Genomic DNA, 19,284 nt, shown 5'->3' on the forward strand with positions numbered 1-19,284 from the left:
GGTCTCGGGGGTATGCGCGCGGCGCGGGACCCCCGGAGAACATCAGTGAGGATAGACCGCCGGTCCGGTTAGGCTGGGCCCGCGGAACTCGGCGCTGACGCTGGGACTGGCGCCCCAGATGCCCGCCACGATCTTCACCTTGCTCAGGTCCGTCTTGGCGGGATCCCAGTCCCGGCGGACGGCCAGGGTGTAGGGATTCTTCGCGTCGGACCACCAGGCGGGATCGTCCACGATCACATAGACGGCCGTCGCGACCTTGTTCGGATTCTTGTAGGTCACAAGAACCGGCTGGTGCGCGATGGCGGCCTGCAGGATGCCGGGCCCCGGGGTCCCCGCGCTGGTCACGAGCATGAGCCGGAACCAAGCCAGGCTGGGATGTTTGACTTCGACCTGAACGGTGCCGCCCACAGGCACGGAGATGCCGTAGGCCCGCCACCCGGCCGGCAGCTGGACATAGTCGGTCAGGGCGTCCACGCCGTCCCCCAGCGGAGTCACCGGAATGAACCCCTTGCGTTGGAGCCACTTGATCTCAGCCATGAGGTCCCGTGTGCGCCAGTAGCCCATGTCGGGCAACGAGGTGCAGCGGTTCCAGGCGGGGGGCACCACCACCTGGGTGCCGGGGTAGACATCCACACGGGCCACCCGGGGGGCGGGGCCTGGGCGCGGCTCCATTTCGACCATGCGGGGGCCCGGGTGGCGGCGGGCGCCGACATCTCCGGTGGCCACGGGGGCCGGATTCGACTGGCGGGGGCCTTCGGACGCCACGCGCCCCCCCACGGGACCCTGAGGATGTGGCATTACACGACGGTCCTGCTCCCCCTGTGGCGAAGCACCACACAGGGTTGCGGCCATGACCAAACCCGCCATCACGGCACCGGCGCGGAACTGCGAACCAGGACGCCTCATCGCGCACCTCCTTTGGGATGGATGGAACCTTCATCATGCCAGAGCCATGCCACCACCCTGCGTCAGGTCGCCTTGGCGGTATCCTGACGGTTTCAAACATGGGAGTCCTCTGGTGTTCGGCAAGATCCAGCACATCCATTTCGTGGGCATCGGCGGCATCGGCATGTCGGGCATCGCCGAGGTGCTCGCCAACCTGGGCTACCAGGTCTCGGGTTCTGACCTGAAGGAAAGCGCCGTCACCCAGCGCCTGAGGGGGCTGGGCATCACGGTCCACCTGGGCCACCACGGGCAGGCCATCGAGGGCGCCCAGGTCGTGGTCATCTCGTCGGCCGTGAAGGGCGACAACCCCGAGGTCGTGGCCGCCCACGCCGCCAAGGTGCCCGTCATTCCCCGCGGCGAGATGCTGGCGGAGCTGATGCGCATGAAGTACGGCATCGCCGTCGCCGGTTCCCACGGCAAGACCACCACCACCAGCATGGTGGCCCAGGTGCTGAGCCAGGGCGGCATCGACCCCACCATCGTCATCGGCGGGAAGCTCGGCACCATCGGCAGCAACGCCAAGCTGGGCAAGGGGCCCTTCCTGGTGGCGGAAGCCGACGAGAGCGACGGCAGCTTCCTCATGCTGAACCCCACCCTGGCCGCCATCACCAACATCGACCGCGAACACCTCGACCACTACAAGGACCTGGAGGAGATCCAGGACGCCTTCGTGATCTTCGCCAACAAGGTGCCCTTCTACGGATCCGTGTTCCTCTGCATGGACGATCCGAACGCCGCCGCCGTCCGCCCGCGCCTGAAGAAGCAGGTGCACACCTACGGCACCCACCCGCAGGTGGACATCCGCGCCCGGGAGATCCGCCAGGATGGCTTCCGCACCCACTTCCGGGTGAGCGCCTACGGCCAGGATCTCGGTGCCTTCAGCATGGGCGTTCCCGGCCACCACATGGTGCTGAACGCCCTGGCGGCCATCGGAATCGCCCTGGAACTGAATGTCGAGCACGAGGTGATCCGCGCCAGCCTGGCCAGCTTCACCGGCGCGGACCGCCGCTTCCACCTCAAGGGCGAGAAGGGCGGTGTGCTTGTGGTGGACGACTACGGCCACCACCCCACCGAGATCGCCGCCACCCTGGCCGCGGCCCGTGCGGGGTTCCCGGATCGCCGCATCGTCGCGGCCTTCCAGCCCCACCGGTACAGCCGCACCAAGGCCCTGCTCGAGGAATTCGGCACGGCTTTCTTCGAGGCCGACTCCGTCGTGATCACCGACATCTACGCCGCGGGCGAGCAGCCCATCCAGGGCGTGGACGGGGCCACCGTGGCCGCGGCCCTGCGGTCCCACGGGCAGAAGGAAGTCCACCTGGTGGGCCGCGTGGAAGAGCTGCCCGCGGCCCTCAAGCAGCTGACCCGCGACGGGGACCTGCTCATCACCTTCGGCGCGGGTTCCATCACCCACGCCGGACCGGCCTTCCTGGAACTCGATTGAGCGCGGGAATGGGGCATCCGATGCGGCGAATCCTCCCCGCCACACTCTGTGCGGCGCTCTGTGCGGCGCCGCTTGCGGCCGGCCTGCCGCCGGGCCTGCTCCCGGCCGCGGACCACCGGCCCGAAGTGCCCCTGCCGGACCTCGGCGTCCGCTACACGCCCCAGCACGCGCTGCTGGCCTATGTCCGCGCCCTGGCGGCCGCCGCCCCGGACCGCGTGCGGCTCACGACCCTGAACCTCACGGAGGAGGGCCACGAGCAGCCCTTCCTCGTCATCACCTCGCCCGGGAACCTGAAGCGCCTGGACGAGCTGCAGGCCCTCAACGCGAAGCTCGCCGACCCGAGATCCTGCGGAGAGGACGAGGCCCGGCGCATCACGGAGACCAACCCCGTCTTCGTCTGGCTGGGCTACTCCGTCCACGGGTCCGAGGTCTCCGGTTCCGAAGCGGCCCTGGCCGTGGCCTACCACTTCGCCGCGGCACGCGATCCGGAAGTGCTGAAGCAGCTCGACCGCGTGGTGATCCTCATGGACCTCACGCAGAACCCCGATGGACGGGTCCGGCACCTCCAGGCCGTGGCCGAGGCCACCACCCCCTTCAACGCCAACGATCCGCAGGACGCGCAGAACGCCGCCCGCTGGCCCAGCGGCCGTTTCAACCACCGGCTCTTCGACCTGAACCGCGACTGGGTCTGGCAGACCCAGGGGGAGACCCGCGCCAAGACCGCCGCCTTCCTGCGCTGGAACCCGCAGGTGCTGGCCGATCACCACGAGATGTGGCCCGAGGCCTCGTACTACTTCCCCCCCACCATGCAGCCCATCCACCAGGGACTTCCGGAGCCGTTCGCGGGCCGCTGGCAGGGGGCCTTCGGCCAGGCCCTGGCACGGACTTTCGATGCCCGCGGCTGGGCCTACTTCAGCCGCGATGTGTTCGATCTCTTCTACCCCGGCTACGGGGACACCTGGCCCACCTTTCAGGGCGCCGTGGGCATGACCTTCGAGGTGGCGGGCCAGGGGGGCCCCGCCTACAAGCGGCAGGACGGCGACATCCTCACCCTCGAGGGCCGCCTCAGGCGCCACACGGTCGCCAGCCTCGCCACGGTGGCCACGGCCGCGGCCGGACACCGGGCCCTGCTCTGGGATTTCCAGCGGACGCGGCGCGAACGCGCCGCCCTGGGCGACCGCGCGGGAGCCTTCCTGCTGGCGGAGGGCGAAGATCCCGGCCGGACCCGGGCCCTGGCGGACCTGCTGGCCCGCAACGGCATCGAGGTGCTGCGGACCCGGGCGGACCTGCCCACCACCGGACTGGAGGCCATCGGCCTGACCAAGGCCGCTGCCCTGCCGGCCGGCAGCTACCTGGTGCCTCTGGATCAGCCCCGAGGCGCCCTCGCCCAGGCCCTGCTCGAAGGCGAGGCCCACATGGGGCCGAAGCCCACCTACGACATCACGGCCTGGAGCCTTCCCCTGGCCTTCCATGTGCCCGCCTGGCACGCGAAGGCCCGGCCGAGGGTGGCGACCTCCCCCCTGGCCGCCGACGCCGAAAGCCCGCTTGCCGAAGCCGCCTGGGGCTACCTGATCCCCGCCGGTCACGAAGGCGCCGAGCGCACCCTGGCCGCCCTGCTCCAGGAGGGCTTCAAGGCCACGGCCCTGGCCGAGCCCGCCACCCTCAAGGAGCGCCAGTTCGGCGCCGGCACGGTGGTGCTCCCCAACCGCACCAATCCGCCCGCCCTCAGGGCGCGCCTCCAGGCCCTGGCCGCCGCCAACCGCCACCCCGTCGCCGGCGTGGACTCGGCCCAGATGACCACGGGGCCGGATCTGGGTTCCAACCGCAGCCTGATCCTGCGCGCCCCCCGCATCGCCGTCCTCATGGACCGGCCGGCCAATCCCATGGCCTTCGGCGCCGTGGCCCACACGCTGATCGAATCCGGGCTCCCCTTCGTGCAGCTGCGCGCCGACCGCCTCGGCGCCACCTCGCTTGCGCGGTTCACCCATCTGGTGGTGGTGGACGACGGCGCCCAGGGCAAGGCCTGGCAGCAGCTCCTCGGCGAGGGCGGGGCGGCCAAGCTGAAGGCCTGGGTCCAGGAGGGCGGCAGCCTGCTGGCCTTCCAGGGCGGGGCCGTGTACGCCTCGCGCGCGGGGCTCGCCCAGGCCGGCTTCCACTTCCTGGCCAAGACCGCGGAGGAAGCCCGGCTGAAGGAGAAGGATCCCAAGCGCGAGGCGCCCAAGGCCGATCCCGCGGAGCTGGTGCGGCCCTGGGACAAGCGCGAGGAGCGCGCCCTGGAGGAGAGCATTCCCGGGGCCTTCCTCAAGGCGCAGGTGGACGGCAGCCACCCCCTGGCCTGGGGCCTCCATGCCGAAGCCGGCGGCGCGGTGCTGGACACCAGCGATCCCATCCTGGAGCTGAGCCCCGGCGGTGAAAATCCCATCCACTATGCCAAGGAGGACCTGAAGGTCTCCGGCCTGGTCCCCAAGGCCCTGGAGGCGAAGCTCCAACAGACCGCCTACGCCCTGCGGGAGCGCCTGGGCCAGGGTGCCGTGATCCTGGTGGCGGGCGATCCCGTGTTCCGCGGCCAGACGCCCTTCACCCGCCGCCTGCTGCACAACGCCATCTTCTTCGGGGCCTACCGGCCTGCGCCAGAATGAGACCCGGAATGAGGGGCGCTCCATGACGAATCCCAGCGGCCTCCGCTTTACCCTCGCCATCACCGGCGCTTCGGGCTCCGCGTTCGGCGTGGCCGTCCTGCGGCGGATGTCCGCGAACCCGGCGGTGGCGCACATCGCGCTGCTGCTCTCGCCCACCGGGAAGCGCTGCCTGCTGGACGAGACCGGCCTCACCCCGAGGGACCTGGCCGCGCTGCCCAAGGTGGGCCTGCGGGACGAGCGGGACCTGGGCGCCGACATCTCCTCGGGCTCGTACCGCCTCGACGGCATGGCGCTCGTGCCTTGCAGCGCCGGGGCCCTGGGCCGCATCGCCTCGGGCGTGAGCGAATCCCTGGTGAGCCGCGCGGCGGATGTGTGCCTGAAGGAGCGCCGGCCCCTCGTGCTCTGCCTGCGGGAGACCCCCCTGAACCGCGTGCACCTGGAGAACATGCTCCGCGTCCACGACGCGGGCGCCGTGGTCATGCCCATCATGCCCGGCTTCTACAGCGGCCCGAAGACGCTGGACGACCTGTTCGACACCTTCGCCACCCGCGTGCTGGATCAACTGGGCCTGCGCGAGGACGATCCGCGGCGGTGGCGGGAGCCCTGAGGCTTCAGCCCGACCCTTCCATCAGCGCCGCCTCTTCGCGCTGGGCGCGGCGGGTGGTCCAGAAGGCCCACAGAGCGCCCAGGGCGCCGGTGCCCGCGCCGAGCAGGGCCAGGGCCAGCATGCTCCAGGGCGAGAAAAAGCCCAGCCGCGCCAGTTCCACCAGCAGCGGGGACAGGTTGCCAAAGCCCCGGGAGACGGGCAGCCACAGGCCGAAGAGACCCGCCAGGGCCAGCAGGCTGCCGCCCAGGCCCAGCAGCGCGCCCTCCAGCACCAGCGGCGTGCGGATGTAGCCTTCGGAGGCTCCCACTAGGCGCATGATCGTGATCTCTTCCTCGCGGGCCAGGATGCTCATGCGGATGACATTGCCCGTGGCGAACCCCGCGGCCACCAGCAGCACCACGCCCAGGCTGGCCAGGGCGGAACGCAGCATGCGGGCCATGCGCTGCAGCTGCTCCAGCCGCTCCTGATCCGCCAGCACATCTCCGATGCCCGGCAGGCTCCGCAGGCTCTCGCCCACTTCCACGGACTTGCCCCCCGCGGCGAGGTCCTGGCGGAGGCTCAGCTCCAGGCTTTCGGGCAGCGCGTCCTGGCCGGCGCTTTCCAGCAGCAACCCGGCCTCGCGGGTGGCGGACTGGAACCGCTTGCGGTTCTCCTCGGCCGTGACCCGGCGCACCTCGCGGAAGCGCGGGTCGCGGCGCAGGCGGGCCTCCGCTTCATCGAGGGACTTCCCCTCCGCGGCGTAGGCCACCACCTTGGCCATGCCCTCCAACTGCCCCACGAAGCGGTCGAGGCTTTCCACCAGCAGCAGCCCGCCGCCGGCCAGCAGGAGGCCGGAGGCCAGGGTCAGCACGGCCAGGAGGTACTGGCCGCGATGGCGGAAGAGGTCCCGGGTCACATCCTGCAGCAGCAGGCCCAGCAACCTCAGGGTCGTCATGAGGCGTTCCCGTCGATGGCCGCGCCCTTCAGGACCGACCCGGAGGGGGTCACCGTGACGACCTTCGCCGCCGTGCCGCCCAGGGGCGACTTCCAGAGGTAGATCGTGCCGTAGCCCACGGTGCCCTGGCCCGGCAGGCCCACCAGCCAGTCCTTGGTGCCGGGATGGGAGAGCACCCTGAGATTCGGCTGGTCCGTGGCGCTTCCCAGCGTGGCGGCCGGGGCCTGGTTGTAGGACAGGCCGAACTGCCCGACGCGGAAGGCCTGGATCGGCGCGGCGGTGCTGCCCGCATCCGTGTTGTGGCGGCCCACGAAGAGGTAGCCGTTGGCCGTGTCGAGGGCCATGACGCCGTAGATGCCGAGCCCCGTCGAGCTGCCGAGGATGACCTGGGCCGGGTCGAACCCGGCGGCGGTCCCCTTGCGGAGGCGCGGCCCCGTCAGGGCGTCCATGCCCACGGGATTGCCGTCCTTCAGGAAGGCGTAGACGACGCCCGAGGCCGCGGCCACGCCGGTACCCCCGGCATCCCCGCTCATCTGGATCGCCTGGAGGGAGACCGAGGCGTCCTGGAACTGGCCGCTGGCGCCGGGCACGGCCCAGATGCGCGTGCCGTTGTCTCCGGATTCGGTGATGTAGAGGCTGTCGTTCTGGGTGTCGAGGCTGCTCTGGCCGAACTTCCCGTTGGTGAGGCGGTCGCCGCTGGACAGGCGGAAGGAGACCACATCGATGCTGGACACGGAGCCCGTCTGGGAGCGGATGCGGCTCAGCCGGACGATGTCGCCGGTGTCCGACACCAGGTAGAGCAGGCCGCGCTGGCTGTCGAAGCACACCCCGCCCCAGGCCAGGTTGGTGACCTTGCTGAACAGGTTGGAAGTGATCTGGTAGGTGGGCGCGAGCGCGGTGGTGCTGCTGTACAGCGCGTTCAGGTCCGTCCAGACGAACACCTTGCTGGTGGTGGTGTCGAAGGCGTAGAGGGCCGCGCCTCCGGTGCCCCCGGAAGAGCCGCCGGTGTCGGTCTCCTTGCAGGCCAGGGAGAGCAGCAGGACTGAGGCCAGGAGGCCCTGGAAGAGACGATTCATCATGGTCGGCCGCCTACTTGGACGCGAAGAGCGCCTTCAGGTGCGTGTTCAGGGTGCGCACCATGTCAGCATCACAGCCCGCATCCACGGCGCCCCGGCTGATGGCCAGGGCCAATCCCTTCACCGCTTCGGGGCCATCGCCGGAGATGATCTGCTGGGTGGCCTTGGCCTGGAGCCGGTTGACCATCTCGTGCTGGACCTCGGGCAGGACCGTCTTCGCGGCCTGGGCGATGCGCTGGGTGAAGTTCATGAGCTTGACCATGCGCTGGGGGTCGTCCACGGGCGCGGGCTTGGGGGTCAGGGGCGGGGCACCGCCGGCGACGCCGCCACCCACCGTCACGGGGATGGCCTCGTCCCCGTCGGGGAAGCCCTGGGCCTGGGGGGGAGGCGCGTGGCGCTGGAGCGGCACGATGGCCGTGTCCTCCTCGCGGGAGTTGGTAATCACGGGCGGAGGCGCACCGCCGAGCAGCGCGGAGACCGGCACCAGATCCTGGCCCGGCTCCTTGGCCGGGGCCGCGGGCGCATCGACTTTGGGGGGCTTGCCGCTGCGGAGGCCCTTCAGCACCACATGGCCCGCCATCACCAGGCCATAGAGATCCTTGGCGATGGTCAGCACGGGCTTCTGCATCACCTCGGCCACTTCCGCCACGCTGAAATAGCCCGTGGCGAGCGCCAGGACCCGGGCCTCGCGGGGGTTGACGCCATGCGGGGTCTCGCCGGGAAGCAGCGTGGAAGCCGGATAGAGGTCCACGGACGGGACCTTCTGGCTGATGACGCGCCATTCGTCCATGCGGCGGCCCAGCTCCATCAGGATGGAGGCGTTGGGTTTGTTGATGGTGGCCGGCACCTCCGGCGTCACCTCCTCGAACCGGTAGTTGCCTTCGAGCCAAAGGGCCACTTCCATGAGGGCCTCGAAGCCCTCCCCCGAGTGGGTGACCGCGTGGATGATGCGGCCATCCTTAAGGTAGATGCGGGCCTTGGAGGCTTCCTGCTGCACATGGAAGCACCCCGATTTCCCGCCCTGACTCACGAGCTGGATGATGTCGGGCAGCGGCGCCTCGCGCATGGAGCCTTGGATCACACCCTGGGACATGGGTTGTTCCTCTCGGGGAAACTGACAGCCTATAAGAAGATGCTCAACCTTACCACGGAGTGCGCCCTTCCCCCCCGGCTCCTCCTGCGCGATGCTGGGGTTCCATGAGCGACCGCCCCGACTCCCCCTTCGCCCCCATCGAGCAGGCCATCGAGGCCATCCGGCAGGGTCACATGATCGTGGTCGTGGACGACGAGGACCGGGAGAATGAGGGGGACCTCACCCTGGCCGCCGAGCATGTCTCGCCGGAAGCCATCGCCTTCATGGCCACCCATGGGCGCGGACTCATCTGCGCCGCCCTGGAGGGCCCGGCCCTGGACCGCCTGCAGATCCCGCTCATGGTCCGGGACAACACCAGCCCCTTCGAGACGGCCTTCTGCGTGTCCGTGGAAGCCCGGGAAGGTACCACCACCGGGATCAGCGCCCAGGACCGCTCGCGCACCATCCAGGCCCTCATCGCCCCGGACGCCAAGCCCCAGCACTTCGTGAAGCCCGGCCATGTCTTCCCCCTGCGGGCCCGCCCGGGCGGCGTCCTCACCCGCACGGGCCAGACCGAGGCCAGCGTGGACCTGGCCCGGCTCGCGGGCCTGCATCCCAGCGGCGTGATCTGCGAAATCATGAAGGACGACGGGACCATGGCCCGGGTGCCGGACCTGATCCCCTTCTGCCGCCAGCACGGCCTGCTCCTCGTGACCGTGGCCGATCTCGTGGCCTACCGGCTCCGTCAGGAGCCCCTCGTCGCCCACCTCGAGACCCGCACTATGTCCAGCCAGTGGGGCGATCTGAAGGTCCACCGCTTCCGCAGCCTGCTGGATGGCGGCAGCCACCTGGCCTTCGTGCTGGGCGACCTGGGCACCGGGGCCCCGCCCCTGGTCCGGGTCCATGTGGAGACCCTGCCGGACGACCTGCACGGATTCCAGACCGGCCTGTTCCAGAAGGCCATGGCCGCCCTGGCCAAGGAGGGTCGCGGCGCCCTCGTGTACCTCCGCCGCCATGCCCATACCCCCGGCGTCGCCGAGGAAGGGCAGGCCCAGCCCCAGGCCATGAGCGACCGCGATTTCGGCGTGGGCGCCCAGATCCTCCAGCAGCTCGGGATTGGAAAAATGCGCCTCCTCAGCAGGCATGAAACCAAGTACATTGGGCTTCGCGGCTTCGGCCTCGACATCTGCGCGCATGTGCCCCTGGAACCCTCCACGGACCAGGCCCTCCCGGAACACCCCTCCACGGAACCGCGTTGATCGACACCCGCTTCCTGACCCAGTCGCCCCTGTTCAGGAATCTGGACGAGGCCGAGCGCGCCCAGATCCTGATGATCGGCCGGGTCCGCCCCGTCCAGGCCGGCGAGGTGATCTTCAAGGAAGGCGATGCCGGGGACGGCCTGTTCATCGTGCTCAAGGGGTCGATCCGCATCTCCAAGCGCAGCGCCACCGGTGAGGAGGCCCTGGCCGTGCTGGAGCCGCCCGCCTACTTCGGCGAGATGGCCCTCATCGACCTCGCCGCCCGGGCCGCGGATGCCATCGCCAATGAGCCCTCCGAACTCTTCTTCATCCCCCTGCAGGACCTCCAGGCCCTGATCGAATCCCAGCACAAGGTCGCCCTGAAGATCCTCTACGCCCTCTGTGAAGTGCTCGCCCAGCGTCTCCGCGAAACCAACGAACGCTACATGAACATCTTCACCATCGCCCAGTGGGGCGGCGCCAACCCCGACGGCCCCTCCCCCCTACCCTAAGAACTTGAAAGGAGTTCCCATGTCCGACCTCGTAGCCCACATCACCGACGCCGACTTCCCCCAGGCCGTCGCGCAGGGCGTCACCCTCGTGGATTTCTGGGCCCCCTGGTGCGGCCCCTGCAAGATGATCGCCCCCGTCCTGGACGAGCTGGCCGCCGAAATGAAGGGCCAGGCCAAGTTCGTGAAGATGAATGTGGACGAGAACCCCCAGGTCGCCGGCCAGTTCGGCATCATGAGCATCCCCACGCTCATCGTCTTCAAGGACGGCAAGCCCGTGAACAAGCTCATCGGCGGCCAGCCCAAGCCCCAGCTCAAGGCCTTCGTCGAGAGCGCGTTCTAATCCGCGCCCGTCCCTGCGGAAAACGCGGCCTCCAGGCCGCGTTTTCCGTGTGGCTACTTCCTCCGGAGCACCATCCGGATCTGATTCCCCTTCTCGTTGAAGTGGACTTCGTCCATGACGAGGAGGATGAGCGGCAGGCCGCGGCCGCAGTGGGGGGCCATCTCGGAGTCCGGCGGCAGGGGCGACACCTGGCCCGCGTCGAAGCCCCGGCCTTCGTCGCTGATCTCCAGCTCGAAGCGCTCCGTGTCCATGGCGAGGCGCACCTCGATCAGGCGGCCCGCGTAGTGCGGGTCCTCCAGGCGCTTGGCGCGGAGGGCCGTGTAGGGGTCCTCCACCGCGAAGAGATCGCCCTTCAGCGCCGAATCCAGCTCGAAATTGCCGTGCTCCAGGGCGTTCACCAGGGCCTCGTGGAAGGCCATGGCGATGACATCGATGTTGCTGGCGGAGGCGAAGCCCATGGGCACCAGCCGGTCCGTGAGGTGGTGCATGAGGCTTGGAACATCCAGCTCGTCCGAGCGGAAGAGGAAGTGCCGGCGCTCGTTCACCAGCCCCCGCAACCCGTTGTCCGCCAGGCGCAGCTCGCGATGCAGGTCCACCAGGTGGAACACATTCTGCACCAGGTCGCGCAGGGCGATGGGCTTCATGAACAGGTTCGAGGCACCCATGCGCATGGCCCTGATCGCGTATTCCACCGAGGCCTGGCCGGTCATCAGGACCACCGGCAGATGCGGCTGCGTCGCCTTCACCTTGTGGATGACATCGAAGCCGTCCAGCCCCTCCATGTTGATGTCGCTGATCACCAGATCGAACTCCGGCACCCCGGGGGTCTGAAGGAAATCCACCGCCTGGGCCGCATCGGGATAGGCGTGGACCTCCATGCCGTAGTGCGAGAGGGCCGCCTGCACCATCTCCAGCACCGCAGTGTCGTCATCGATCAGGAGGATGTGCGTCCCGTGGCGCGTCATGAAGGCTCCGTGTTCCTGGATTCTAGGGCCCCATCCGGGGGATGGGAACGGGCCGAGTCCCGACCAGGGCCGCAAGGTACGGTTCAAGCAAGGTCAAGGTGCGGTCGAGGGTGCCCCGAAGCCCCTCCGGCAGGGGGGCCTCGCCCGTGGAGCGGAGCGGTGCCGCGGCCAGGGCCCCCTGCAGGGCGGACGCCAGGTCCGGGGCCTCCACCACCTGGAGCAGACCGGCCTCCCGCAGGGATGGAACGAGGTCCTCGAAGTTGGCGAAGCCCGGCCCCAGGAGCGTCGGAATCCCGGCCCGGACGGGCTCCAGCGGATTGTGCCCGCCCGGGGCGGCCCAGCCTCCGGCCACCAGAGCCACGGTGCCCTCGGCATAGACCGCCGGCAGGTCGCCCAGCGTGTCCAGCAGGAGCACCTCCGTCGAGGCCCAAGAGGCGTCGGAGGGCCCTGCGGGAGACCAGGCGGAAGCTCGCCGGAAGGGCGTTCCCCGCGCCGCCAGGACCGCGGCGGCGGCCTCGAAACGGCGAGGCTGGCGCGGCGCCAGGATGAGCCGGAGCCCCGGGAACCGTCCGCGCGCCTGGGCCCAGGCTTCAAGAATCGATGCCTCCTCGCCTTCCACCGTGTTCCCCGCCACCACCACGGGGTACCCGGCCCAGGCCTCCCGCAGGGCCGCCCACCCTTCATGCAGGGGCCGGGGGGGCGGAAGGTCCGCCTTGAGGTTGCCGCCGAGCGCCACCACCGGCGCCCCCAGATGCCGGAAGGCTTCGGCGCTGGCCTCGTCCCGGGCCGCCACCAGACTGAGGCGCGAAGCCGCCCGGCGGAGCCAGGGGCCGCCCCGCTCGAGGGATTTCTCCGTCAAGCGGCCATTCACGATCAGGCGCGGAATGCCGCGGGCCTCGAGCGCCGCCAGCAGCCCCGGCCAGAGCTCCGTCTCCAGGGCGAGAAAGGCCCCGGGAGCGCGGCGCAGGAACGGCTCCAGGCCCGCGGGATCATCCAGGGGAAAGGCGCCGCCTCTCACGCGGCCGGTGTCTCCGTCCCAGGCTGGGAGCCGCTGGGCCAGCAGCGCCAGCCCCGCCGGGGTGCCCGTGCTGAGGTGAAGGGTATGACCTGCATCCCGCAGGCGCCGCACCAGTCCCTCGGCCAGCAGCAGCTCGCCCACGCTCACCGCATGCAGCCAGATCCATCGGTTCGCGGGCAGGTCCGGCGCCTCCGCCTCCAGGCGCATCCGCCATCCCGCAGGCAGGCCCCGGGCGCAGGCCCGCGCGGCGGCACCCGCCAGAGAGACCGCCACCAGGTAGCTGAGGTCGAGGCTATCCACGCATCCACGCTCTCACATTTCGCATTCAAACGGCATCATGGAGGGATGACCGATCGCGCCCCCCTGGAAGTCCTCATCGTCACCGGCCCCCTGGGCGCCGGGAAGACCACGGTCGTGAACCGCCTACTGAAGGCCGAGGTGGCGGCGGGCCGACGGGTGGCGGTGCTCATCAACGAGTTCGGCGCCGTCAGCGTGGACGGCACCCTGGTGGACGCGGAGCGGCCCGAGCTGGCGGGCGTGGAGAACCTGGTGAACGGCTGCGTCTGCTGCAGCCTGCGCAACGATGTGGTCGCCACCCTCCAGGCCTGGTGCGACCAGCCCGAGGGTCAGCGCCCCGAACGCGTGGTGCTGGAGACCACGGGCCTCGCCGATCCCACGGACCTCCTCGATCTGGAACAGGAGCCGGCCCTGGTCGGGCGCCTGCGCCTGGCGGGCCTGCTCACCGTCATCTCCTGCCTGGCTCCCGTGGATCATCTCAAGACCAAGCCCCTGCTCCACCGCCAGGCGGCACTGGCCAGCCTCATCCACCTCAGCAAGGGCGATCTCGATCCTTCGGCGGCGGTGGCCTGGGAAGGCGAGCTGCGCACGGCCTTCCGGCAGATCCCGCTGGTGCCCACGCGCCACGGCGAGGCCCCCGAGGGCGGGCCCGATCCCTGGCGGGGCGATCTGCGTCCGCTTCCCGAAGGCTGGGAAGCCGCCGGTGACACCAGCTTCGCAGCGGCGCGCTCTTTCAGCCTGCACTGGGATCACCCGGTGGACCCGGCGGCCCTGGAAGCCCTGCTCCTGGCGCCTCCAGCCCAGGGCGAGCTCCTGCGCGCCAAGGGCGTCTGCGTCTTCGAGGGCTGGGCCGTCCGCAACGACGGCAGCGACCGCTGGGCGTTCCAGCTGGCGGATGGCCGCCTGGAAATTTCACCCCTGCCGCTGCAGGGGGACGGCACGGCCTCAGCCTGCGTGGCTGTGGTGATCGGCACGGGCCTCGACGCCCTCCATTGGAAGAAAACCTTGCGTTCGCTGGAGCGCGCCCCCGCGGGCCAGCGACGGAAAATCTCGCTCTGACGCCGATCTGGACCCCAGAGGAGGCCAGATCCGCGCCCCCTTGGTATCATCGCCTTTCCCCCGATTTCGGGAGCGCAAGGAGCAGGTGTGGATCAAGTGCTCGACCTCATGGCCAAGGAGCTGAAGCTCCCCCGCGCTGGCGTGGCCGCCATCGTGGCGCTGCTGGAGGAGGGCAACACGGTGCCCTTCATCGCCCGCTACCGAAAGGAGGCGACCGGCTCGCTCGACGAGGTGGCCATCCGCGCCGTCGAAGACCGGCATGCCTACTACAAGGATCTGCTCGACCGCCGGAAGACGGTGCTGAAGTCCATCGACGAGCAGGGCAAGCTGACGCCCGAACTGAGGACCAAGATCGAGACCACCTGGGTGAAGGCGGAACTCGAGGATCTCTACCTGCCCTACAAGCCCAAGAAGCGCACCAAGGCCACGGTGGCGAGGGAGCGGGGCCTGGAGCCCCTGCTGGATTCCCTGCTGGCCGACGAGAGCGGGGCCGACCCCTTCGTCATCGCGGAACCCTTCATCAAGGACGAGGACGGCCTGCGGTCGCCTTCGGAGTGCATGGAGGGCGCGGGCCACATCCTGGCGGAGCGGCTGTCCGAGGATGCCGTCCTCCGCGCCTGGCTGCGCCTGGAGTTCCATGAGCACGGCGTGCTGAAGTCCGAGGTCCGTGAGGAGCGCAAGGCCGACCAGGCCGCGCTGCGGTTCAAGCCCTACTTCGACTTCTCCGAGCCCATCCGCAAGATCCCCAGCCATCGCCTGCTGGCCCTGCGCCGCGGCGAGAAGGAGGAGATCCTCACCGTCAAGCTCCTGGTGGAGCGCGAGAACCTGGTCTCCCAGCTGGTCTCCAAGGTTCCGGCGAACCCCGGCAGCGGCTACCGTCGCTTCCTCAACGAGGTGGCGGGCGATGCCTTCGACCGCCTGCTGGCCCCCACCATCGAATCCGAAGTCCGCTACGAGGCCAAGAAGAAGGCCGACGCCGAGGCCATCAAGGTGTTCCAGACCAACCTGGATCACCTGCTGCTGGCGCCCCCCGCCGGCCAGCGCTGCACCCTGGGCGTGGATCCCGGCATCCGCACCGGCTGCAAGCTGGTGGTCATCAACCGTCTGGGCCAGCTGGTGCAGAACGAGGTGATCTACCCCCTGGAGCCCAAGCGCGATCTCGATGGCAGCCGGGCCATCCTCGAGAAGCTCTGCGCCGGGAACCCCATCGAGGCCATCGCCATCGGCAACGGCACCGGCGGCCGCGAGGTGGAGGCCTTCATCCGCGAGTGGCTGAAGGAGACGAACCGCACAGGCCTCATCTGCGTGAGCGTGAGCGAGGCGGGCGCCTCGGTCTACTCCGCCAGCGACATCGCCCGGGAGGAGTTCCCCGAGCACGATGTCACCGTGCGCGGCGCCGTGAGCATCGCCCGGCGCTTCCAGGATCCCCTGGCCGAACTGGTGAAGGTCGATCCCAAGAGCATCGGCGTGGGCCAGTACCAGCACGATGTGAACCAGACCGCCCTCAAGAAGGGCCTGGACGATGTGGTGGAGAGCTGCGTGAACCGCGTGGGCGTGGATCTCAACAGCGCCTCGTACAAGCTGCTGGCCTATGTGGCGGGCATCGGTGAGGGGCTGGCGAAGAACATCGTGACCCACCGCTTCGAGCACGGCGCCTTCAAGCGCCGTGAGCAGCTCCTGGAGATCAGCCGCTTCGGCGCCAAGGCCTTCCAGCAGGCCGCGGGCTTCCTCCGCATCCACGACGGCGAGGATCCCCTGGACGCCTCCGCCGTGCACCCCGAGAGCTATCCCGTGGTGCAGCGCATCTGCCAGCTGGCGGGCAAGACCGTGCCCGAGCTCATCGGCAACGACGCCGTGCTGGACGCCCTGGATCCGAAGCTGCTCGTCGATGAGAAGTTCGGCGTGGAGACGGTGAAGGACATCCTGGCCGAGCTGAAGAAGCCCGGCCGCGACCCCCGGCACCAGTTCGAGATCGTCCAGTTCCGCGAGGGCGTGAACAAGCCCAGCGACCTGGAGGTGGGCATGGAGCTCCAGGGCATCGTCACGAATGTGACCGACTTCGGCGCCTTCGTGGATGTGGGCGTCCACCAGGACGGCCTGGTGCACCTCTCCGAGATCGCCCACCGCTATGTGAAGAACCCCGCCGACGCCCTCAGCGTAGGCCAGGCCGTGAAGGTGAAGGTGCTGGCAGTGGACCTGCAGGCCAAGCGCATCGCCCTGTCCATCAAGGCCCTGCTGGCGGCCCCCCAGGGCGCGATTGGCGGCGCGGCCGGGGCTCCGCCCCAGCACCGCCGCCGGCCCAACCGGCCCGAGGGCAACGCAGCCAGACCCCAGGCCGGCGCCCGCCCGCCCCGGATCGACGGTCCCCGCCCCCCCCGGGCCGAGGGCGCCCGTCCACCCCGCCCCCAGGGGCCCCGTCCGTCCCGCCCCGAAGGGGCCGGCGCGCTCCGGCCTGAAGGAACCCGCCCGCCCCGGCCCGAAGGCGCCCGTCCCCCGCGCCCCGAGCGGGAGGCCCGCCCCATGCAGTCCCCGGCCAAACGCGAGCCCGTGGCCCCGGCCACCAACTCCTCGCTGTCCGATCTGATGGCCAAGTTCAACAAGGGGCCCCGCTGATGCACGCGGCCTGGAAGATTCTGGTACCCGCCGCCCTGGTGTTCGCGCTGGCCTGCCAGCCCCGCGCGGCCGCCCCGGTCTACGCACCCTGGGAGGAGGGGCTGACCCTCGCGTTCGAAGATCCCTCCCTGCCCCAGCCTCAGCGCTCCCAGGATCGCCTGCAGGTCCGGGTCGCCCGTTCTTCCGTGAGCCCCGGCGCCCCCCGCCTCGTCCAGCTCGACCTCACCAGCCTCCGGGGCCAGCTGAGCTTCGTGGCCCGGCACCAGGATGGGGGCATCACCCTGCTCGGGGAGGATGGCCGCGCATTGGCCCAGACGCTGCCGCCGGGCTTCCCCGAAACCGCCACCTGGGAGGACCGGGGCACGCAGTTCCGCGTCATCGGGCGAGCGGCCTGGGACGGCGCGGCCATCCTGCCGGCCACCGCCGCCACCGTGGGTGTGTGGGTGGAAGCCCGGCCGCTCCAGGGGCCTCGGCACCGCACCCTCTACCTGCCCAACCTGGGCGAGGTGGAGTCCCAGGAGGAGCGCGCCGGCACCTGGGTGACCGTCAACCGGCTGGTGGCCCGGGGCTTCGTGGACCTGCCCACCAGCCCGCGTCCCTGACCGACCCTTTCCGGAGCCTTCATGGCCGCTGACACCGCCCCCGACCCGACCGCCGAGACCGAGATCGCCCTGCCGCCCGGTGCCGCCAAGGGGGCTGTGCGCGACAACCTGGAAGTGATCTGCTTCGCCATGGTGCTGATCCTGTTCTTCAAGGCCTTCGTGGGCCAGCAGTTCAAGATCCCCTCGGCCTCCATGCGCAACACGCTGATGATCGGCGACCACCTGCTGGCCAACAAGTTCGTCTTCGCCCAGCCCCAGTGGGCCTGGGAAGAGGCCCTCTTCCCCATGCGCGGCGTGAAGCGCGGCGACATCATCGTGTTCCGCTACCCCATCGACCGCGACCAGGACTATGTGAAGCGCTGCGTGGCCCTGCCGGGCGACACCGTGGAGATGCGCAACAAGCGCCTCTATGTGAACGGCAAGCAGGTCACCGGCCCCTTCGAGCACCAGTTCGGCCGCAGCCCCGAAGGCCCCACGCCCGGCCCCTGGCCCCCCGAACGGTATGCCGGCGAGGCCGAGCGCCCCGTGGGCCTCTGGCGCCATGCCGATGCCGAAGTGATGGCGCTCCACGCGCGGAACCAGATGCAGTCCATGAACAGCCTCATCCAGGAGGGGTTCAAGGACAACCTGGGCCCCGTCACCGTGCCGCCGGGCCACCTCTTCGCCATGGGCGACAACCGGGACAACAGCATGGACAGCCGCTACTGGGGCTTCCTGCCCGTGGACCACCTGCGGGGCCGTCCCTTCATCGTATGGTGGAGCTTCCGCGAGGGCGATACCGACAACGACAACGGCCGGGTACCCGAGGGCCCCGCGGATGTGGCCACCGACTTCATCGACGCCGCCCGCCACTTCTTCACCCGCACCCGCTGGGAGCGGACCGGGACGATTCCCGAGTAGTCCCCGCGTAAAAAAACCTCCACGAATGACACGAATTTGCCCTTCGGGCACTCGAAGGGCACGAATGATGTCTCCGTTATTCGTGTCCTTTCAAGCTTTCCTTCGTGTCCTTCGTGTCCTTCGTGGAGGTCTTTTTCAGTGACTGGCCAGAATCCATGAAGATCCTCCTCCTGCTGCTCCTGACGGCCCTGCCCCTGTCCGCCTGGGGCGACAAGGGCCACCGGATCGCCAGCGCCCTGGCGTTGAAGGGCCTGCCTCCGGGTCCGCGCGCCTGGTTCGCGGGCCGCGAGGGCGAGGTGGAGGACCACGCCTCCGATCCCGACCGTTGGCGCCAGGATCGCAAGGAGGGCCCCCGGCACTTCCTGGACATGGAACCCTACGGCGGGCCCGACCACCTTCCGCGCACCCTCGAGGAGGCCCACGAGCGGCTCGGGGGCGACTACCACCGGCTGGGCGTGGTGCCCTGGATCATCCAGGACCGCTGGCGCGACCTGGTCGAGGCCTTCCGCTCCGGCGATCCGGCCCGGGTGGCCCTCGCCACCTCGATCCTGGGCCACTACATCGCGGATTCGCATGTGCCCCTGCACACCACCCTGAACCACGACGGCCAGGCCACGGACCAGCGAGGCATCCACAGCCGCTGGGAGACCGGACTGGTGGAACGGTTCCTCCAGCCGGGGGATCTGGAAGCCCTGCCGGCGGAGGCGGATCCCACCTTCCTGACCCGCCCCTGGGACTGGCTCCGAGCTTCCCACGCGCTCCTGCCGCAGCTGCTGGAGGACGACCGCAGCGCCGACCGCACCACCCCTGCGGGAGATCGCGGCAAGCTCCGCACCCAGGCCTACTGGATGATGTTCTGGGCCAAACAGGGCCCCGGGGTGAAGCGGCAACTCCAGCTGTCCGGAAAGCACCTCGGCGACGCCGTGCTCAACGCCTGGATCGCGGCCGGGCGGCCCGTTCCACCGGCCAAGGCGGCCCCCTGAGATCATCGCGCACGCGGCCATCTCAGCAGGAATGAGGACGGGA

The 19,284-nt window shown here is 69.9% G+C and carries 17 protein-coding genes; 11 read left to right on the forward strand and 6 right to left on the reverse strand.

Translation table 11 applies throughout. The features are described from left to right. Positions 1 to 42 precede the first annotated feature (42 nt). Positions 43 to 765 carry a hypothetical protein gene (locus tag QUD34_RS10075; RefSeq protein ID WP_286353571.1) on the reverse strand — a complete coding sequence of 241 codons (723 nt, stop codon included), beginning with the start codon at positions 763 to 765 and terminating at the stop codon, positions 43 to 45. Between the two features lie 253 nt (positions 766 to 1,018). Between QUD34_RS10075 and murC the strand changes: the two genes are divergently transcribed. Genes murC through QUD34_RS10090 form a run of 3 tightly spaced genes read left to right on the forward strand, consistent with a single transcriptional unit; the run spans position 1,019 to position 5,632 of the window. Next, positions 1,019 to 2,386, forward strand: a complete 1,368-nt coding sequence (gene murC, locus QUD34_RS10080; RefSeq protein ID WP_286353572.1) for a UDP-N-acetylmuramate--L-alanine ligase — start codon at positions 1,019 to 1,021, stop codon at positions 2,384 to 2,386. A 20-nt stretch (positions 2,387 to 2,406) separates the two neighbouring features. Beyond that, on the forward strand, positions 2,407 to 5,025 hold the full coding sequence (locus QUD34_RS10085; RefSeq protein ID WP_286353573.1) for a M14 family zinc carboxypeptidase: 2,619 nt from the start codon (positions 2,407 to 2,409) through the stop codon (positions 5,023 to 5,025). Positions 5,026 to 5,047: 22 nt separating this feature from the next. Beyond that, positions 5,048 to 5,632 (forward strand): UbiX family flavin prenyltransferase, encoded by a 585-nt coding sequence (locus QUD34_RS10090; RefSeq protein WP_286353574.1) that lies wholly within the window; start codon positions 5,048 to 5,050, stop codon positions 5,630 to 5,632. A gap of 4 nt (positions 5,633 to 5,636) precedes the next feature. Here the strand turns inward: QUD34_RS10090 and QUD34_RS10095 are convergent, their stop codons facing one another. Genes QUD34_RS10095 through QUD34_RS10105 form a run of 3 tightly spaced genes read right to left on the reverse strand, consistent with a single transcriptional unit; the run spans position 5,637 to position 8,735 of the window. Further along, on the reverse strand, positions 5,637 to 6,566 hold the full coding sequence (locus QUD34_RS10095) for a cell division protein FtsX (protein WP_286353575.1): 930 nt from the start codon (positions 6,564 to 6,566) through the stop codon (positions 5,637 to 5,639). After that, positions 6,563 to 7,645 carry a hypothetical protein gene (locus QUD34_RS10100; protein WP_286353576.1) on the reverse strand — a complete coding sequence of 361 codons (1,083 nt, stop codon included), beginning with the start codon at positions 7,643 to 7,645 and terminating at the stop codon, positions 6,563 to 6,565. Before QUD34_RS10100 ends, QUD34_RS10095 begins: the two co-directional genes overlap by 4 nt. A 10-nt stretch (positions 7,646 to 7,655) precedes the next feature. Beyond that, positions 7,656 to 8,735: a DUF4388 domain-containing protein gene (locus tag QUD34_RS10105; RefSeq protein ID WP_286353577.1), complete on the reverse strand. Its 1,080-nt coding sequence runs from the start codon at positions 8,733 to 8,735 to the stop codon at positions 7,656 to 7,658. A gap of 104 nt (positions 8,736 to 8,839) precedes the next feature. Between QUD34_RS10105 and ribB the strand changes: the two genes are divergently transcribed. From ribB to trxA, 3 genes are read left to right on the forward strand one after another with little or no spacing between them, the layout of a single operon-like run. Next, a complete protein-coding gene (gene ribB, locus QUD34_RS10110; protein WP_286353578.1) occupies positions 8,840 to 9,973 on the forward strand; it encodes a 3,4-dihydroxy-2-butanone-4-phosphate synthase in 1,134 nt (377 codons plus the stop codon). Further along, positions 9,970 to 10,464 (forward strand): Crp/Fnr family transcriptional regulator, encoded by a 495-nt coding sequence (locus tag QUD34_RS10115; RefSeq protein ID WP_286353579.1) that lies wholly within the window; start codon positions 9,970 to 9,972, stop codon positions 10,462 to 10,464. Before ribB ends, QUD34_RS10115 begins: the two co-directional genes overlap by 4 nt. Before the next feature lie 19 nt (positions 10,465 to 10,483). Further along, entirely contained in the window at positions 10,484 to 10,804 is a 321-nt protein-coding gene (gene trxA / locus QUD34_RS10120; RefSeq protein WP_286353580.1) for a thioredoxin, read from the forward strand. Between the two features lie 53 nt (positions 10,805 to 10,857). Here the strand turns inward: trxA and QUD34_RS10125 are convergent, their stop codons facing one another. Beyond that, a complete protein-coding gene (locus QUD34_RS10125; RefSeq protein ID WP_286353581.1) occupies positions 10,858 to 11,769 on the reverse strand; it encodes an ATP-binding response regulator in 912 nt (303 codons plus the stop codon). A 22-nt stretch (positions 11,770 to 11,791) separates the two neighbouring features. Then, a complete protein-coding gene (locus QUD34_RS10130) occupies positions 11,792 to 13,087 on the reverse strand; it encodes a 3-deoxy-D-manno-octulosonic acid transferase (protein WP_286353582.1) in 1,296 nt (431 codons plus the stop codon). A 45-nt stretch (positions 13,088 to 13,132) separates the two neighbouring features. Between QUD34_RS10130 and QUD34_RS10135 the strand changes: the two genes are divergently transcribed. The 5 genes from QUD34_RS10135 to QUD34_RS10155 all read left to right on the forward strand — a co-directional run bounded on the left by QUD34_RS10135 (position 13,133) and on the right by QUD34_RS10155 (position 19,241). Continuing rightward, positions 13,133 to 14,143, forward strand: coding sequence for a CobW family GTP-binding protein (locus QUD34_RS10135; protein ID WP_286353583.1), 1,011 nt, complete (start codon positions 13,133 to 13,135; stop codon positions 14,141 to 14,143). 87 nt (positions 14,144 to 14,230) lie between these two features. Further along, positions 14,231 to 16,756 carry a Tex family protein gene (locus QUD34_RS10140; RefSeq protein ID WP_286353584.1) on the forward strand — a complete coding sequence of 842 codons (2,526 nt, stop codon included), beginning with the start codon at positions 14,231 to 14,233 and terminating at the stop codon, positions 16,754 to 16,756. After that, complete coding sequence (locus tag QUD34_RS10145) at positions 16,756 to 17,358, forward strand: hypothetical protein (protein WP_286353585.1); 603 nt, start codon at positions 16,756 to 16,758, stop codon at positions 17,356 to 17,358. The genes QUD34_RS10140 and QUD34_RS10145 overlap by 1 nt, the downstream gene beginning before the upstream one ends. 21 nt (positions 17,359 to 17,379) lie before the next feature. Further along, positions 17,380 to 18,258 carry a signal peptidase I gene (lepB, locus tag QUD34_RS10150; RefSeq protein WP_286353586.1) on the forward strand — a complete coding sequence of 293 codons (879 nt, stop codon included), beginning with the start codon at positions 17,380 to 17,382 and terminating at the stop codon, positions 18,256 to 18,258. Between the two features lie 155 nt (positions 18,259 to 18,413). Continuing rightward, the gene (locus QUD34_RS10155) at positions 18,414 to 19,241 is read left to right on the forward strand and encodes a phospholipase C/P1 nuclease family protein (protein WP_286353587.1); all 828 of its coding nucleotides are present in this window, start codon (positions 18,414 to 18,416) and stop codon (positions 19,239 to 19,241) included. The last annotated feature ends 43 nt before the right edge of the window (positions 19,242 to 19,284 follow it).

It is taken from the genome of Geothrix oryzae, from assembly GCF_030295385.1.
GTDB classification, from domain to species: Bacteria; Acidobacteriota; Holophagae; order Holophagales; family Holophagaceae; genus Geothrix; species Geothrix oryzae.